Genomic DNA, 18,029 nt, shown 5'->3' on the forward strand with positions numbered 1-18,029 from the left:
AAGTATTCTTCTTACAACCCACTTGATTTAACTGTCCATGTACCATTCAAGCTAACCAATCGGTCGGCGTGATCGGGAATGGCTGACTCTTCATAAAACCGAATCACCTGCACACCTTGAGTACGCAAGTTCTTAATTTGTTCAAACAATTGATAGTCGTCACTAAATGGCGCATAAACTTGACGCATCCCCGCATTTTCAGGTTCAGGGATAAAATCGAGAATGCTGCGCAAATCAATACTAAAACCGGTCGCCGGATGCGCCTCACCAAAAGCCGCACAGACTTCATCATAACGCCCGCCTTTAGCTACTAACACACTCGCATCTGTCACGCTGTAACAGGCAAAAATAACACCGGTATGATATTGAAACCCTCGCAAATCACTTAAATCTAAATGTGGATTTATGGATTGTGTTTTCGCCAAATAATCGACCAGTTGATTTAAATGCACTAAAGCCTGATCCAATTCAGCACTTAAACCTGCAAGTAAGGATTGGGATTGTTTTAGGACTTCATCGGCTTGACCGCACAAAGCTGTTAGGTTCTCAAAAGCGGCTTTTAGTTTATTATCAGTTAAGGATTGATCCGCTAACCAGGCCTGGTACTCAGGTAATGCTTTGCGCTTAAGAATATCAACGAGTGTGTTTTGTTGCTCTGGGCTTAATTTTGCCAAGTCCATTAACTCTTGCACTATCCCTACATGACCTAAACTCATCTGTAAATTGGGTAGCCTCAATAAGCGCGCACTTGACAACATAACGTCAATAATCTCAATATCGCTTTCAATGCCACTGTGGCCAAAAATCTCAGCCCCCAGCTGAATTGGGCTACGTGAGCCTTTGGCCTTATTGTTACGCGACTTTAGAACTTCGCCAACATAACATAAGCGTTCAATTCCAGAGGGTTTGATACGTGTGCTGACAATCCGCGCGACCTGCGGTGTCATATCAGCACGGACGCCCATCATGCGACCACTTTCATAGTCGGTAAAGCGGCAAGTATCCAGGGCTAATTTACGACCTGTCCCCGTTAAAAGTGAATCTGTAAATTCAGCAATCGGTGGCAACACCATCGAATAACCAGATAGTTTGAATTCTGCGAGTATTGCTTGTCGGTATACTTCAAGCTTCTCGGCTTGAGATGGGAGTAGATCCTCAATACCTTCTGGGGTAAACCATATGTCTTGTTGCATAGCTTTCATCTTTATTTTTAACCCCAAATCCACAATATAAGTAACCCAATTGAAATACTAATCAATCCGGTTAACCTTAATTGGTTTTCGGGCATTTGTGTGGCTTGAGTCATGACACGACGCCAAAAGTTAGGAAACAGAAATGGCAATAAACCCTCGAATATAAATACCAGAGCAATCGCACTAATTAGAGCTGTTTCAAACATAAGGTGCTTCCATAAAAAAGGTGGGTTACCCCACCTTCGTGTGTGACATTTTAGTTGGATGACCGATTAAAGTGCTTAAAGAAATCGGTACTCGGATCTAATACAATCATATCCGACTTATTCGAAAACGATTCTTGGTAAGCATTTAAACTTTGATAAAACGAGAAAAACTCTTTATCCGCGCCATAGGCTTTAGAATAAATTTGAGCGGCCAGTCCATCACCCTCGCCTCGTGTTTGCTCCGCTTCACGATACGCCTCAGCGATGGTCACGGTGCGCTGTCTATCAGCGTCAGCGCGTAAACGTTCCGCCGCTTCCGCACCTAAAGATCGAAGGTCCGCAGCAACACGATTACGTTCAGCTTCCATACGACGATAAACCGAATCACTGATATCACGTGGCAAATCGATGCGTTTAATTCGAACATCAACAATATCGATCCCAAACTGAGCCGCTTCAACATTCGCTAATCGGGTAATGTTTTCAGCCACTTCAACACGATCGCCTGACACAACTTGCTGCACTGTACGGCTACCAAACTGGGCTCTTAAACCATCTTTTACAATTTGTGACAAACGCTGGTTGGCCAAAGTGAAATCGCCGCCCATTGCCGTATAGAAACGCTCTACATTCGACACGCGCCACTTAACATAAGAATCCACCTCTAGGTTTTTCAACTCGCCGGTTAAATAACGTTCTGGCTGTGAATCCATAGTTTGAATACGTCGGTCAAAAGTACGCACATTGTTGATAAATGGCGTCTTTAGATGCAAACCTGGCTCAAGATCGGATTTCACAATCTCACCTAAACGAAAAACTACACCCGTTTCCCATTGGTTAACTACAAACAAAGCATTGCTGCCGATAAACAATACCGCAGCGATAAATAAACCGATAATCGCTTTCATATTAACGTAACTCCCTTTGTCTTAGGTAATCGCGAATGTTCGTTTCCGATTTCGCTTGATTTGCAGGAGTGCTAGTACCTTGTGAAGTATTTGAGTTATTACTGGTGCTTTGTCCACTAATCGGTGAAAAAGGCAAAGTTGGCTGACTTGAACTGCTACCTGACCCCATCATTTTATCCAATGGCAAATACATAATATTGTTTGAGCCCTCAGCCCCCATCAATACTTTACTTGTATTAGACAATACGGCTGACATCGCATCTAAGTACAAACGTTCACGCATAATTTCAGGCGATTTTTTGTACTCAGTCACAACGCTGGTAAAGCGATCAGCCTGACCTTCTGCACGTGACACAACTTGATCGCGATAAGCACGTGCTTCTTCAACAATACGCGCTGCTTGACCACGTGCTTCAGGTAAAATTCTATTAGCATAAGCTTCCGCCTCGTTGATTAAACGTTCGCGGTCTTCTCGCGCCTTAACCACGTCCGCAAAGGCTGACTGAACTTGCTCAGGAGGCTGAGCATCCTGTAAATTCACACTGGTAATGAATAAACCCGTTTGGTAATCATCCAGGTTTTTCTGTGTTAATTCTTGCACTTGTGCCACAACTTCGTCACGACCTTGGGTCAATACAAAGTCCATGCTATTTTTACCGACAATTTCACGAATGGCGCTTTCAGAGGAGGCACGAAGTGATTCATCTGGATCTTTCACATTGAATAAGTAGTCCGATGCTGATTGCACGCGATATTGAACCGCGATACGAATATCCACAATATTTTCGTCACGCGTTAACATTAAAGATTCAGCTAACACACTACCAGAACGATTTTGTGCATCAGAACGATAACCAATTTCAGTGGTACGAATACGGTCAACGTTTACCTTAGTAACCGATTCTATTGGATAGGGAATATGCCAATGTGGGCCAGGACCGGTTTCAGTCACTAACGCGCCAAAGCGCGTAACCACACCACGCTCTGCCGTATCGACAATATAAATACCCGACAATAACCAAACGACCAGAATAATTAAGAAAATGGCGCCACCACCGATACCGCCGATACCACCATTAAACTTATTTCCGGCACCACCAAACATCTGTTGGGCTTTTTTCAACAACTCATCAATGTCTTGATCTGAGCGTTTTCTTGGCTCTTTTGGCTCATCTTTCTTGCCAGAGCTACCGCCAGAGTTACCCCAGGGATCTTGTCCTGGTTTTCCTGGTTCATTCCAAGCCATATCCTTCTCCAAAATTTTAAGGTTGTACTATTTTAGGGTGTTGGTTGCAAATTGTCATCCCTATTAATTAACTTTATAGCTGTTTATGAATTATTGATCCAAATCCAGTAGATTGGCGCCTAATAATTCTGGCCAACTTTGTACTTTTTGCCATTGCTGTTTGGTTAAGTTCATCGTGATCAATGCATCACCATGTTCATTAAACGTTTCTGCATCAACTTTACCAAGTTCATGTAGCTGGGCACGCCGTTGCCCCGCATGTGGTGGCAACACAACCTGAGCTTTAACAAATTCGCCCTTAAAAAAGGCGGCCAAGGCATCATTTAATAAATCAATTCCTTGATTATTTTTTGCCGATAGCCAAACTCGCTCAGGTAAGCCTTCATCATTAAAGTCAGTATGTGGTTCAACAACAGGTTCTAAGCGGTCAATTTTATTAAACACCAATAAAATAGGTACGTCTTCAGCCCCCACTTCAGCCACCACTTTATTTACCTCGTGAATTTTCTCTTCACGTAATGGATCACTCGCATCCACTAAATGAATCAGTAAACTGGCCTCACTGGTTTCTTCTAATGTGGAGCGGAAAGCCACAACTAAATCATGTGGTATGTGGCGAATAAAACCAACCGTGTCGGCCAAAATCACGCCGCCCGCGCCTGGCAGATGCACTTTTCGCAAGGTCGCATCTAATGTCGCAAACAATCGATCTTCAGCGTAAACATCCGCTGTGGTCATTTGGTTAAATAAGGTGGATTTTCCAGCATTGGTGTAGCCCACAATGGTAATCGTCGGCACTTCCGACTTTTTGCGGGTGCGTCGTCCGAGTGCACGCTGCTGGCGTACTTTATCAATTCGCTTTAAAAGAAACTTTATACGCTCTTGCAGTAGGCGGCGATCGGATTCGAGCTGGGTTTCACCCGGCCCTCTTAAGCCTATCCCACCTTTTTGACGTTCAAGATGCGACCAACCCCGAACTAAGCGTGTTGACATGTGTCGTAGCTGCGCAAGTTCGACCTGAAGCTTACCTTCATGAGAGCGCGCACGCTGGGCAAAAATATCCAAAATCAAACCAACTCGGTCCAATACGCGACATTCGATTAATCTTTCTAAATTACGCTCTTGAGCAGGCGTTAAGGCATGATTAAAAATAACCACATCCGCTTCATGCAGCTTGACCGCATCAGCGATTTCTTGTGCTTTGCCCGATCCAACAAAATATTTTGAATCCGGCGATGTGCGTTTAGTGGTTAAGACCTGAGTGATTTCTGCGCCGGCTGAATCAACCAATTCAAAAAATTCATCTAAGTCTTCTCTGTTTACTTCATCTTCAAAATCAACGTGCACTAAGACAGCACGATCAATTTCTTTGCGTTCTAAGCGACCAAAAATTTCCATCAAAGTGGCGCTTACTCCTCTGTTTCAGCTTTATCTGCGCCGGTCCCATCGCCAAACTCATAGGCTTTAGGATCACGCATTGGCACAATAGTCGAAATAGCATGCTTGTATACCATTTGCGTTACATTACTACGCAACAACACCACAAACTGATCAAACGAATCGACACGCCCTTGTAATTTAACGCCATTTACCAAGTAAATCGACACGCTAATACGCTCTTTTCTTAGGGCATTTAAATAGGGATCTTGTATCGGTAGCGCTTTGGTCGGTTTTGCTTTTTCCATTCTTATTTCCTTATTATTTTAATGGTATTTTCCAGCTTAAATATTTTCAAAGGATAACATAGGCAAAACCTTATAGGTTAGTATTTTTCTGCAAATATAATCCAACCAATTTTGCCTGCTGCTCGGTCGATAATTCAAATGGATCCAGTGTTAATAAGCCCTGCTCTTTACGCAACCAGGTAAGTTGGCGCTTAGCCAATTGGCGGGTGGCAATCAATGCTTTTTGTTCGAAAGTCGTTTGATCGTATTCAGCATTTAGATAACACCAGGCCTGGCGGTATCCCACACTGCGAATTGAGGGTAAGTCTGCGTGTAAATCTGGCCGAGCAAATAAGTTTCTCACTTCATCTAGAAACCCCTGCTGATACATAGCTTCAAGCCGGAGCTGAATTTGCAAATGTAAGCGTTCGCGCGAGGCTGGAATCAAACCGACTTTTAATAAATTTACATTCCAGTTCACACTTGCTTGCTGGGCTTGCAAACGACTCAAAGGCTCGCCCGTAATTTCGTAAACTTCGAGGGCACGAATCAAACGCTGCGGATCATTGTAATGAATACGTTCGGCGGCCTGTGGATCGCAGTTTTTTAATTGTTGATGCAGTGCTTGAGGATCTTGTTCATATTGCTGTTGTAGCCTCACACGAATGCCCGGATCGGCACTTGGCAAATCCGCCATGCCTTGCTGTAAGGCATGGAAATACATCATGGTTCCCCCAACTAAAACTGGTAAACGACCCCGTTCTAGAATCTCAGAGACCAATCGCTTGGCATCCGTTACAAAATCGGCAGCCGAATAACTTTGCGTCGGGTCAATCAAATCTATTAAATGGTGCGGTACTTGTTGTCGCTCAGCATGGCTGGGCTTGGCAGTACCAATATCCATGCCTTTATAAATGAGCGCTGAGTCGACACTGATAATTTCAATTGGCCACTGTTGGGCTAGCCTTAAAGCCAATGAGGTTTTGCCACTCGCAGTCGGACCCATAATTGCCAATACAGTTTTATGTTGCACCAGCTTTTCAATGTTTACATCCGCATCGGTCATTATTGGCCTCTCATAAATAAGGCGTCCAATTGTTTCATGGATAGCTGCACCCAAGTCGGACGCCCGTGGTTACATTGAGAGGAGGCTGGGGTGGCTTCCATGTCTCGTAACAACTGGTTCATTTCAGCCACAGTTAACGGACGGTTCGCCCTTACCGATCCATGACAAGCCATGGTAGATAATAAACTATTTATATATTCATCAATCCGCTGGGAGTCACCCTCTGCGGCGCTATCTGATAAGACATCTTGCACCAGCTGCTCAATAGAGGCTTTTGCAAGAATCGAAGGAACGGCGGTCACTTTAAGCTGCTGCGGCCCCAAGGCCTCAAACTCAAACCCAAGCTGCGACCACCAGGCCTGGTGGTTCTCCCAAGCCAGCATATGAGACACATCTAAGGTTATAACCATCGGCACCAACAAAGGTTGGGAAATCAAACGTTGCGTTTGCCATTGTTGTTTCATACGCTCATACACAATGCGTTCGTGAGCGGCGTGCATATCCACCAAAATCAATCCTTGCGCATTCTCCGCCAAAATAAACACGCCATGCAATTGCATTTTGGCAAAGCCCAACGGCGGCATCGGACCCTCACTTGAAATAATGGGGTCGACTTGATTGGGCGTCTGATCTTGGTAAAAACCTGCGCCCTCTTCTATGCCTTCAACGCTTGGCTTTTGAAAATCAAAATAGGCTTGGTTATTTAGAGCAGACAAGGGCGAATTATGTTGCACCGAAAAAGCAGCAGGCCTGGTGTTTTCAACTCCAGTTTGAGAATCTGCTTGAGCCATGTCGGCTTGTGTCAAAGGTTGACGTACTGCTTCTTTAACTGAGCGGCGAATAAAGTCATACACCCAGCGACCGTTGGCAAAACGCACTTCATATTTTGCCGGATGCACATTCACATCCACCTGATCAACTGGAATCTCTAAAAACAACACATAAACCGGATGACGGCCGTTATAAAGCACATCTGCATAAGCTTGTTTAAGGGCATGAAACAACAAACGGTCACGCACAATGCGACCATTTACAAACACATATTGCATATCGGTTTGTGCCCGATTAAAGGTCGGCAAGCCCACCCAACCACGTAAAGTTAAGTCTTGCGCGTCATAATGAATATGCATAGATTGATCGACAAACGCTTCACCCATAAGTTTGGCTAAACGACGTGCTTGATCTGCAGGTGTTTTAGCCGCCTCCACATGTCGCACCACTTTGTGGTTATGAATCAATTTAAAACTCACATCCATTCGGCTTAACATCGCACGTTTGACAAACTCATCAATATGGCCAAATTCAGTGCGAGCGACACGTAAAAACTTTTTGCGTGCCGGGGTATTAAAAAATAGATCATCGACTTTAACCCGAGTTCCAAATTTGCCTGCAATGGGTTCAGGATCTGGCCAGATTGCGCCACCATCCGACTTTAAACGCCAAGCGTTGGATTCAGCGGCTGGTCGGCTCACAATTTCAAAACGCGAAACCGAACTAATACTCGCTAAGGCCTCGCCACGAAAGCCTAAAGTAGCGACTTGAGTCAAGTCTTCATAAGTGGCAATTTTACTAGTTGCATGTCGACTGACCGCCAAAAAAAGTTCGTCTTTTGCGATGCCACGACCATTATCAATCACCTGAATGGATTTTTCGCCGCCCTCTTCAATCGAAACTTCGATTTCAGTCGCACCAGAATCCAATGCATTTTCTAATAACTCTTTAACCACCGAAACAGGGCGCTCCACCACTTCGCCAGCCGCAATTTGATTGGCTAGAGCCTCGGATAAAGCTTTTATTTTTGCTGTTGAGCTTTGTGCGCTCAGGGCCAATTCAGTCACACGCTTGCCTTAAATTGATTTAGTTCTGGTACAAAAACTGCTAAATAGATTTTTTTAAATTCTAAACTCACGATCAAGGTTTATCTGTTTATGTTCTATCAAAAACACGCGCGACAAAACCGTGAAGAGCAAACTATTTATTTGCAAATTCCACGACCATTTGTATTTAATGGTCAAATCTGCTGGACTAATCTCCAGCTAGATCAAATGGAACACTATTCTAACAAACATTCTTCACAGGATGAGCGCACTGAATCAACTAACTGGCTGCATTAAACCAAAGTGACAGACATAAAAAAACCCTGACCAGCAGGGTTTTGGAAAAGGATGAACGTCATTATTTTAGTGGGCTGCAGCCAGCACACTTTCTCTAACAGGGACGGTTAGTTCTTTGCCGACATATAGCTGGTTTGCATTTTTAATCTTATTTACTCGCATCAACTCGTCGACATCCACTTTATGCGCCTGAGCAATTTGTGACAAGGTATCACCGCGTCTTACTGTGTACTTCAGATCATACTGAACAGTTAATTTATCCGTCACTGGTACTTTTAGTTTACGCCCAACATAAAGCTGATTAGCGTTACCAATGTTATTAATATTCATCAAGTCTCGTGAACCTACCCCATAAGCCTGCGCTATATCCGACAAGGTGTCACCGCGCTGGACCTCATAATTAACATATAGGGTTTCACCCCAACGTGGCGCATGACCGGTTTGATCAATAAACTTATTTAAACCACGTGTAACCGCTTGAGCGAAAGTTTGATGAAAACGTGGATCTTGTAATTTTTTCTCTTCAATGGGATTGGAAATAAATGCCACTTCCAGCAACATCGACGGCATATCAATCGACTTCAAAACGGCAAAATCTGCCGATTGAATCGCATGTTTATGTACTTTTACCGTACGCTGCATTTCAGACAAGACGGATTGACCCAATTTACGACTCGCACGAATATTGGCTTCACGCGTTAAATCACTCAGTACAAACGCCACATCCTTATCGCGCCCCGCTAACTGCAACACACCGAGTGCGGCGTTCTCTTGTTTAGCCAAAGTGCGAGCCATCACACTACTGGCTCCAGTATTAGATAACACATAAACCGAGCCGCCTTTTGGCGCGGCAGAAGAATAGGCATCAGCATGTACTGAAATAAAAATATCGGCGTTTTTTTGCTTAGCAATATCCACACGTTCATGAAGCTGCAAATAAACATCGCTATCGCGCGTTAATACGGCTTTCATACCCGGTTGTGCATCAATGACTTTCTTTAAAGCTCTGGCTTGCGCGAGTACCACATCTTTTTCATAAGTTCCGGCCGGACCTATCGCTCCAACATCACGACCACCATGGCCAGGATCAATAGCCACAATAAATTGCTTGGTTTGCACAAAGTCACGGTTATTGTTTAATAAAGATTCGGTCGCCGAATTGGGCTGTACACGTTCATTGCTGACAGACTTAGTGCGAGCAACCACACTTGGCGTGGGTTTACGAGCTACTACTTTGTTCACTTCTTTAGGAGCAGATTCTACGCGGGCAACTGGCTGAGGCTTTTCTTCTACCTGTGCAGAAGCTAGTTGGCTTGGTGAATCGACTTTTGCCAACATAGGCTCTGTCAGATCAATCACTAAACGTTCAGGACGGGGCCCATTTTTGCCAAGCGTAAAATATTTATATTGATAGGCATCGCGCAAATCCAACACCACACGTGTTCTTTTTTCATTTGAAGAGATTCGCATCGACGCGACACGCTGATCTTGGAATCGCTGATTTTTAAAAGACACGGCATTGCGTGCATGATGGAAATCGACCACCACACGTTCTGGGTTGCTCAAGCGCATCACATCAAAGCTATCGTTATTTCTAATCTCAAACACGACTCGTGTCTGATCTGGTGTTTGACCTAACCGAATACCACTTAATTCCGTCGCTTTTGCAACCGTCAATTGACTGGTTAGCATTAAAAGCAACGCTAAAAAGAGGCGGCCGATATATCTGAGATTGCGCTCGTTGTTCATAATTATTGACCATTGTTGAACTGCCTTGCGGCTATTGTAGAACATTTTTTTACAATTTTTCAAGCAATCACAACAACTTGTGAGCACTTTTTAAAAAACACTTCACATTAAGTATATAACAATGACTGTTCAAAATTAACAAATAATCAACAAATTCAAGCGTCTAATTTTGCCAACAAGGCTTCACCTCGTTCAGAACAAGCCTGCGCAATTACCTCACGCCCTTCGCCTAAGCGGTTCAAATTCAACACTAAATCCGCTTCAGGCAATACACCTTGACCTTTTGAGGGCCACTCCACAAGCGCAATAAATGGAGCGACCAATAAATCACGAAGGCCAATATACTCAAGCTCTTCAGGCTCACAAAGTCGATATAAATCAAAATGATAAATCGTCAAATTCGGCGTCGAATAGCTTTCAACCAACGTATAAGTGGGGCTCTTAACTCGTTGTTCCGGTAAAAAACTTTGTATAAACGCGCGCGAAAATGAGGTTTTGCCTGCACCTAACTCACCCTGTAAATACACCACCAGGCCTGGTGGTGCAGCTTCAAGCTCACCAGATAACTTGGCTAAGCTCTGAGCAAATAAAGCCGTCTGAGACTCATCTGCCAGATGTCGTTTTTTGCTAGAATAGGGTTTATGAATCACACACTTTCTCCACAAGACTTAAACCAACTGGCTGTAGCTATTAAAAATTGGGCTCAAGAGCTCGGTTTTGCTGACACAGGCATTACCCATACGGACCTCGCACAATTTGAGGCAGGCTATTTTAACTGGCTAGAGCAAAACTTTCACGGCGAAATGCACTATATGCAAGCCCATGGCACCAAACGCACTCGCCCCACCGAATTAATTCCCGGCACGGCCAGCATTATCAGCTTACGCATGAATTATTTTGATTTAAATGCTGCCCAAGCAACCGAACAGTTACATAAGGCCGATCAAGCATATATTTCGCGTTATGCGTTAGGGCGAGATTATCACAAAGTCATGCGCCAACGCCTTAAGCAACTGGTGAGCAAAATTCAACAGCAGATACCTGACTCATCACATCGAATTTTTGTCGACAGTGCCCCGGTATTAGAGCGCCCGATTGCGCAACAGGCAGGCTTGGGGTTTATAGGAAAAAATAGTTTAATCATTCACCCAAGAGCTGGTTCATGGTTCTTTTTAGCTGAAATTTACACGGACTTAAAACTGCCTGCCGACCCGCCATTTGAAAAGCAAGGATGTGGTCCCTGCACGGCGTGTATTCAAGAGTGCCCGACTCAAGCCATCTTAGATAATGGCGTAGTGGATGCACGACGTTGTATTTCTTATTTAACCATCGAACACTCAAGTGCCATTCCACTCGCGCTACGCTCGGCTATTGGCAATCGTATTTATGGCTGTGATGACTGTCAATTGGTGTGCCCGTGGAATCATTTCACTCAACCTCAAACCGAACCAGATTTTAAACCTCGGCAGCAATTGGACCAGGTTTCTTTACTCGACCTGTTTGATTGGAGTGAGTCTGATTTTAACGACAATCTGACTGGCTCGCCAATTCGGCGAATTGGCTACGAACGCTGGATGCGAAACATTGCGGTAGCACTAGGCAATGGCTCGGCCGAACCGACGGTAAAACAAGCACTATTGAGCAAGCGAGGCAAAGTCAGCTCGATGGTAGATGAACATATTGATTGGGCGTTACAGCAACTGAATGCTAAAGGATCGAAAAACCGACAAGATCTACCTAATCTCCCTACCAAACCTTGGTTTGCACCGAAATATTATCTACCCAAGTTTAAGCCATCTGAGCGATTGCATTCACATCACGCACCGCTTCAAGATATAAATGACGATAATGCGAACTAACCTTACGATCATCTTTGGCTTCGAACGACTGCACAACCTTTAACAAACGTCCGACCTCCCCACGCTGATAAAGCATACCATCAAGCATCTCATCACTAAGCGGCAACTTTGCTAACGCCTCCTGTAACGTGCAACCCAATACCACATCCAACATGGAAAAAAGACCCGACAAATAAAAACTCTCTGGGCGAGGTAACCCATCTTGTTGAGCGGCATGGCGTAAAAACAACGCCCTAATGCGTGCCATATTAAAAACTTCAGCCGCCACATCTGACTGGGTATCCATCGCTATCATCGAGACCCAAGATTGCACTCTCTTCAAGCCAAATAACATCATGGCTTCTTTTAAACTCGAAAACTTCGGCATTCCCAAGGTTCGATAATAAGTCGCTACCTTCAGTAGTTTATGCGCCAGCCCCATATCTTTCTCAACAATCGACAACAACCCATCAATTGATGCAGACTCATCACTAATTTTAGCTAACAATTCAAGCAGGTTGAGCTGATTAACCGATAACTTCTTTCCTGAGACAATTTGAGGTTTGGCAAAATACGCACCCTGAAAAAGCACGCAACCCGCCTCTAGGCAAATTGCAAATTCGTCTTTTGTTTCGACACGCTCGGCCAAGAGTCGAGCCGAGGTTACTTTTTTAATGCGCTCAAACACCAGTTTAAGGTTTTCGGGTTTAACGGTTGAAATATCAACCTTGATGTAATCGGCTAAACGTAAAAATGGGATAAATTTTTCTTTAAAAACAAAATCGTCCAAGGCAATTTGATAACCCAGTTTTTTCAAATATTGGAGCCCTTCGATCACTTCTTCAGTAGGTTCAATGGTTTCCAATACTTCACACACAATCGCGTTACAGTCAAAAAATGGCGGCGTGCGTAATTTAAAAAACGATTCAGGAAAATTCACAAAGGCTTTTGCTTGTCCTACCAACTCATCCAAATTAAAGCCCATTAAAGCATTATGAAGTACCGTGGCCGTGGCTTGATCATCCGATTCAAACTCGGCGTAGTTCTGCTCGTAGCCATTGCGGAACAAGAGCTCATAACCATAAACTTGATTTTGTGGATTAAGAATAGGTTGACGCCCAATAAAAACATCAACAAAGGAAGGCGGGGCCGGATTCATAACCGTCATTTAACGCAACTCGGCTGTAGGATCGAACTCGACACTCTACCAAACTGGTAAAAATACGCAAGCTATTAATACTAAAAAGGATTCGATTTAAGTAGGATTTTTAATGATTCAACAAACAGCGAAGAGTCAAAGCACCAGGCCTGGTGCTTTAATATAGGAAGCGATTAACTAGCGCTCGACAAACATATTATCGGTATCCACTAGAATAATGACATTATCCTGATAGTGTGCAATCCCTTGAATATAGCCCGAAGCCCCCTCACGTGTTGCCGCCATTAAGTCGACTCTAGACTCAGGAATATCTTTAACCTCTTGCACCTTGTCGACCATTAAACCGACCGCACGATCCTCATCCAGTTCCACAATAATAATGCGGGACAATTCATCTGACGGCTTGGAAGGCAAACCGTAAACACGACGCGTATCGACCACGGTCACAATCACACCACGTACATTAATCACACCGATCACATTCGGTGAAGATCCAGGTACTTTTCGGATTACGCCAACACGTAATACTTCACGAATTTTTTTTACATTGATACCAAAGTTTTCATTGTCCAATCTAAACAACACACAACGTATCGTGGGGCTAATGTAATCCTCATCATCAAGATCGGCTCCGTCCGAAAACAAACCGGTATTTTGATATTGGCGCTCGCCCGTTTGTACCGTCATAACTTAATGCCCCTCTTATTGAAAACGTTCCACCAGGCCTGGTAGGTCGAGAATCAGTGCAATACTACCATTGCCTGTTATGGTGGCGCCGGCATAGCCACTAACCTTATGTAGCATTAAACCCAAGGGTTTAATTACCACTTCTTCCTGACCATTGACCTGTTCAACCACCAAGCCAACGCGCTGGTTACCAATCGCTACGATAACCACTTTATCCCCCTGATAGCTTTCCTTTTCTACATCCGGTGCTAACCAATCCGATAAGAAAAACAACGGGATACTCTGCTCTCGCAGACGCACCATTTTTTGGCCATCAATATTATTGGTTTTGTCTGGATTATAGTCGAAAATCTCTTGCACACTGGTTAACGGAATGGCATAACTATCTTCACCAAATGACACCATTAAGGTTGGTAAAATAGCCAGCGTGAGTGGCACACGAATTCGAATTTGCGTGCCCTGACCCATGGCGGAATCGATATCGATGCTGCCATTGAGTTTTGTGATCATGTTTTTGACCACATCCATACCAACACCACGACCAGAAATATCGCTGACTTTTTCGGCCGTTGAAAAACCCGCGGCCATAATCAGCATAAAGGCTTGTTTATCATCGAGCTGTCTAGCCGCGGCCTCGTCCATTACCCCTTTTTCAACGGCTTTACGACGCAATAAATCCGCATCCATGCCCTTGCCATCATCGGTAATAGACAAGAGGATATGATCCCCTTCCTGCTCTGCACCCAATACAATTTTGCCAACTTTGGCTTTACCAGAAGCAAGTCGATCTTCTGGCATTTCTATACCATGATCTACCGAATTACGAACAAGGTGAACAAGCGGATCAGCGAGCGCTTCGACTAGGTTCTTATCCAGATCCGTTTCTTCGCCTTTTAACTCTAGCTCAATATCCTTGCCCAGCTTACGTGCCAAGTCACGTACCACTCGTGGAAAGCGGCCAAATACTTTTTTCACTGGCTGCATTCGAGTTTTCATAACTGAGGTTTGTAAATCCGTGGTCACATGATCTAAGTTTGCAACCGCATTTGAAATCTCTTCTATACTGGCATCCGCTGAGCGCAAAGTTAACAAGCGATTACGCACCAACACCAGCTCACCCACCAAATTCATAATTTCATCTAGACGACGAGTGTCAACTCGGACTGTTGAATCGCCTGACGGCTTCGCCTTTTCAGCCGGCTCCTCTTTTTTTGCGTCTACTTTTTTCGCGGGAGAAGCCGGTTTGGCTTTAGGCTTTGCTGGTGCTTCTGTTGGTTTTTTAGCCGGTGTTTTTACTTCAGCTTTAGGTGCGGAAGGTTTGGATGTGATTTGTTCACGCTGAGCTAGTAACGCATCAAATTCTTCATCTGTCATATCGCCATCTGGATCAACCCCTTCTGGCAAAGTTAGACTGGGCTCAGCTTGTTGAACCGTTTGTGAGGTCGCTTTAGGCGACTCTGTCATCAATTGGTCACGCTGAGCTAATAAGGCTTCAAACTCCTCATCCGTTATATCACCATCCGGATCAACCCCTTCTGGCAGACTTAAATTGGGCTCGACCACATCACCATCAGAAGAGACCTCAGCGGTTTTTTGCGCACGCTGTGCTAGTAACGCATCAAATTCTTCGTCCGTCATATCACCATCCGGATCGACGCCTTCCGGTAAAGTCAACTCTACTTCAACCGATTCGGCTGGCTCTGATGGCATTTCTTCGGCCGTTTCCTCTGCTACATCTTGATTAGCAACGGGTTTATAGATCGCGTCTAACTCATCTAACAGTTCGGGTTCAGTATCTTCGATTTCTCGTTCGCCATCGTTTAACAACCCAATGATTTGACTAACTTTATCGAAGGCTCTAAGAATGACATCGGCCGCATCGGCATCGTAGGCAACTTCGTGATTACGAATTTTATCGAACACATTTTCAGCACGATGACAGATTTCAATTAATGGAACCACACCCAAGAAACCTGCGCCACCCTTGATCGTATGAAACCCTCTAAAAATAGCATTTAGAAGATCCGAATCATCCGGTGAATTTTCTAAGTCAACCAACTGTTCATTCAGCTGATCTAAGAGTTCAGTGGCTTCGACTAAAAAGTCTTGTAAAATTTCTTCATCCACGGCAGGTTCCTCATAAAAGCTAAAACTAGCTCAAAATTATCTTGCTCGCTTTAAAGCAATGATTATGCCATTAAATTCAAAAATCTCATTTTAGAACAAGGCAACTGAAGGTCTAAAAACCTAACTGGCCAAGTAAGTCATCCACATCATCTTGGGAAGAAAGGTTATCTTGTTGACTGGATTTGGTGACATTGGGGCCGATGCCTTTTAGTTCATCTTCTCGTTTTGAAGACGCGCTACGTTCTGGCAAAGTGGATAGATCATGACCCGATCGAGAAATTAACTCCAATAAACTACGTTCAAACGCGCCCATTACAATCATAATCCGATTCAAAACTTGACCCGTTAAGTCTTGAAAAGATTGCGCCATCATAATATTGGTGACTTGCGCTGACGCCTCATCTAACAAAGGCTTTATCGCCTGTGCTTGAGTAGAAGGAAGTTCAGCCATCAGTTGATTCGCTTGATCAAGGCACTCGGCCACACTCTCGGCAGCACTAAGAGTTTTACTACTCGCTTCTTCGGTCGAAGCAATTACATATTCAAGGCGTTCAGATACATCCGGCAAGTCATGCTTTACTTGCTGCAATAGCTCAGTGTCATCAAGCTCTTTGAGAGTGTCATGTAGGTTGCGCGTCATCCTACCCAATTCTTGATAAAGTTCGTGCTCACGTAATTGAGTTAACTTATCAAGCTGAGCACCTGCAGCAATTAAATCGCCTGCCTCTAAATCAGACAGGAGAGTTTGCACGTCAGAAATACTTATTTGGGTTAATAACGACACATCGCACCTCGAAATATGAATGAATAATCCAGCGTAGAGTTAGAAAGGAAGGGTTAGATACTAAAAAAGAGCTAGGTTTCCCCAAGCTCTTTTTGATAATTACTCAGCTGCTTGTGCGCGTTTTGCGACATTTTCAAAGATTTTTTCAATTTTTGCATTTAAGGTTGCAGCCGTAAAGGGTTTGACAATATAACCATCCACCCCTGCTTGAGCCGCTTCTAGAATTTGACTGCGTTTTGCTTCAGCCGTAATCAGCAAAAATGGCGTTGCTTTTAATTTCTCATCAGCTCGTACATTTTTTAGCAACTGCAACCCAGTCATTTGAGGCATATTCCAATCGCTCACAATAAAATCATACTTGCCTGTTTGCACCATCGGCCATGCGGTGGAACCATCATCGGCTTCATCGAAATGACTAAACCCTAGCTCTTTTAAGAGGTTTTTAACAATTCGACGCATAGTAGAAAAATCATCTACCACTAAAATTTTCATATCTCGATTGATTTGCATTCCATATTTCCTGAATCTAATTTTTTGTTATTTTAGCATGCTAAATCCAGTCTGATAACCTGGATCGTAATCGTTTTATAGCTTGGCTGTGAATTTGACTCACCCTCGATTCACTCACATCCAACACTTGGCCGATTTCTTTTAAATTAAGCTCTTCATCATAGTAAAGTGCCATTACCAAACGCTCTTTCTCTGGCAGTTGTTCAATCGCCTGAGTTAAACCTTCTTTAAATCCTGAATCTGCCAAATCTGCTAGCGGTGACTTGGTATGACTGTCCAGCTGGTCTTCCGATAAGTCTTCATGATCAGGCTCATCAATTGACAATAATTGGGCACTACTCGTGTCTATTAGAATTTGATGGTATTCGTATAATGTAACACCTAACTCTTCGGCCACTTCACTATCATGCGCTTCGCGACCTAATCTAGCCTCCACACTGGCCATCGCGCCACTCACCTCACGAGACTTACGATGAACCGAACGCGGTGTCCAGTCGCCTTTGCGAATCTCATCTAACATCGCGCCACGAATACGGATACCGGCATAGGTTTCAAAACTTGCACCTTGGGTCACGTTATATTTTTGCAAGGCTTCCATTAGACCTATAACGCCAGCTTGAATGAGATCCTCTACAAACACGCTGCTGGGTAAGCGGCCTTTTAGATGATAAGCAATTTTTTTAACTAAGGGCAGGTAGTGCTCCACATCCCCTAAAGGACTGTCTTGCGTCGACTGCACCTGGTTATATAAACTGGCTCCGTTCATCCGTTTTGACTC

18 protein-coding genes are annotated in these 18,029 nt (G+C 44.1%); 2 read left to right on the plus strand and 16 right to left on the minus strand.

The genetic code is table 11. The annotated features are described in order from the left end of the window. Positions 1–11: 11 nt before the first annotated feature. From VIM91_RS08990 to mutL, 8 genes are all read right to left on the minus strand, one after another. Positions 12–1,193 carry an ATP phosphoribosyltransferase regulatory subunit gene (locus VIM91_RS08990; protein ID WP_331864486.1) on the minus strand — a complete coding sequence of 394 codons (1,182 nt, stop codon included), beginning with the start codon at positions 1,191–1,193 and terminating at the stop codon, positions 12–14. Positions 1,194–1,210: 17 nt separating this feature from the next. Beyond that, positions 1,211–1,399, minus strand: coding sequence for a DUF2065 domain-containing protein (locus VIM91_RS08995; protein WP_331864487.1), 189 nt, complete (start codon positions 1,397–1,399; stop codon positions 1,211–1,213). 50 nt (positions 1,400–1,449) lie between these two features. Then, positions 1,450–2,307 (minus strand): protease modulator HflC, encoded by an 858-nt coding sequence (gene hflC / locus VIM91_RS09000; protein ID WP_331864488.1) that lies wholly within the window; start codon positions 2,305–2,307, stop codon positions 1,450–1,452. 1 nt (position 2,308) lies between these two features. Next, the gene (gene hflK, locus VIM91_RS09005) at positions 2,309–3,553 is read right to left on the minus strand and encodes an FtsH protease activity modulator HflK (protein WP_331864489.1); all 1,245 of its coding nucleotides are present in this window, start codon (positions 3,551–3,553) and stop codon (positions 2,309–2,311) included. A gap of 90 nt (positions 3,554–3,643) precedes the next feature. After that, positions 3,644–4,951, minus strand: coding sequence for a ribosome rescue GTPase HflX (hflX, locus tag VIM91_RS09010; protein WP_331864534.1), 1,308 nt, complete (start codon positions 4,949–4,951; stop codon positions 3,644–3,646). An 11-nt stretch (positions 4,952–4,962) separates the two neighbouring features. Then, positions 4,963–5,238 (minus strand): RNA chaperone Hfq, encoded by a 276-nt coding sequence (hfq, locus tag VIM91_RS09015; RefSeq protein WP_331864490.1) that lies wholly within the window; start codon positions 5,236–5,238, stop codon positions 4,963–4,965. Positions 5,239–5,308: 70 nt separating this feature from the next. After that, complete coding sequence (gene miaA, locus VIM91_RS09020; RefSeq protein ID WP_331864491.1) at positions 5,309–6,283, minus strand: tRNA (adenosine(37)-N6)-dimethylallyltransferase MiaA; 975 nt, start codon at positions 6,281–6,283, stop codon at positions 5,309–5,311. Further along, entirely contained in the window at positions 6,283–8,121 is a 1,839-nt protein-coding gene (gene mutL / locus VIM91_RS09025; RefSeq protein ID WP_331864492.1) for a DNA mismatch repair endonuclease MutL, read from the minus strand. Before mutL ends, miaA begins: the two co-directional genes overlap by 1 nt. Before the next feature lie 90 nt (positions 8,122–8,211). Here mutL and VIM91_RS09030 point away from each other — a divergent pair, with 90 nt between their 5' ends. Further along, complete coding sequence (locus tag VIM91_RS09030) at positions 8,212–8,397, plus strand: hypothetical protein (RefSeq protein ID WP_331864493.1); 186 nt, start codon at positions 8,212–8,214, stop codon at positions 8,395–8,397. Between the two features lie 66 nt (positions 8,398–8,463). On the opposite strand, the gene VIM91_RS09035 is transcribed toward VIM91_RS09030, so the two are convergent. Both VIM91_RS09035 and tsaE read right to left on the minus strand, forming a co-directional pair. Continuing rightward, positions 8,464–10,089 carry an N-acetylmuramoyl-L-alanine amidase gene (locus tag VIM91_RS09035; protein WP_331864494.1) on the minus strand — a complete coding sequence of 542 codons (1,626 nt, stop codon included), beginning with the start codon at positions 10,087–10,089 and terminating at the stop codon, positions 8,464–8,466. Positions 10,090–10,301: 212 nt separating this feature from the next. Beyond that, the gene (gene tsaE, locus VIM91_RS09040; protein ID WP_331864495.1) at positions 10,302–10,796 is read right to left on the minus strand and encodes a tRNA (adenosine(37)-N6)-threonylcarbamoyltransferase complex ATPase subunit type 1 TsaE; all 495 of its coding nucleotides are present in this window, start codon (positions 10,794–10,796) and stop codon (positions 10,302–10,304) included. On the opposite strand from tsaE, the gene queG reads away from it, so the two are divergent. Beyond that, a complete protein-coding gene (gene queG, locus VIM91_RS09045) occupies positions 10,788–12,005 on the plus strand; it encodes a tRNA epoxyqueuosine(34) reductase QueG (RefSeq protein WP_331864496.1) in 1,218 nt (405 codons plus the stop codon). The genes tsaE and queG overlap by 9 nt on opposite strands. Here the strand turns inward: queG and VIM91_RS09050 are convergent. The 6 genes from VIM91_RS09050 to VIM91_RS09075 form a co-directional block, all read right to left on the minus strand. Next, positions 11,935–13,143 carry an EAL and HDOD domain-containing protein gene (locus VIM91_RS09050; RefSeq protein WP_331864497.1) on the minus strand — a complete coding sequence of 403 codons (1,209 nt, stop codon included), beginning with the start codon at positions 13,141–13,143 and terminating at the stop codon, positions 11,935–11,937. The genes queG and VIM91_RS09050 overlap by 71 nt on opposite strands. Before the next feature lie 177 nt (positions 13,144–13,320). After that, the gene (locus VIM91_RS09055) at positions 13,321–13,830 is read right to left on the minus strand and encodes a chemotaxis protein CheW (RefSeq protein ID WP_331864499.1); all 510 of its coding nucleotides are present in this window, start codon (positions 13,828–13,830) and stop codon (positions 13,321–13,323) included. A gap of 15 nt (positions 13,831–13,845) precedes the next feature. After that, on the minus strand, positions 13,846–15,957 hold the full coding sequence (locus VIM91_RS09060) for a chemotaxis protein CheA (protein ID WP_331864500.1): 2,112 nt from the start codon (positions 15,955–15,957) through the stop codon (positions 13,846–13,848). A 112-nt stretch (positions 15,958–16,069) separates the two neighbouring features. Next, positions 16,070–16,741: a protein phosphatase CheZ gene (locus VIM91_RS09065; protein ID WP_331864501.1), complete on the minus strand. Its 672-nt coding sequence runs from the start codon at positions 16,739–16,741 to the stop codon at positions 16,070–16,072. Positions 16,742–16,840: 99 nt separating this feature from the next. Then, complete coding sequence (locus VIM91_RS09070) at positions 16,841–17,245, minus strand: chemotaxis response regulator CheY (RefSeq protein ID WP_331864535.1); 405 nt, start codon at positions 17,243–17,245, stop codon at positions 16,841–16,843. Positions 17,246–17,291: 46 nt separating this feature from the next. Next, entirely contained in the window at positions 17,292–18,017 is a 726-nt protein-coding gene (locus tag VIM91_RS09075; protein WP_331864502.1) for an RNA polymerase sigma factor FliA, read from the minus strand. Between the last annotated feature and the right edge of the window lie 12 nt (positions 18,018–18,029).

Source organism: Thiomicrospira sp. (genome assembly GCF_036568485.1).
Taxonomy (GTDB): domain Bacteria; phylum Pseudomonadota; class Gammaproteobacteria; order Thiomicrospirales; family Thiomicrospiraceae; genus Thiomicrospira.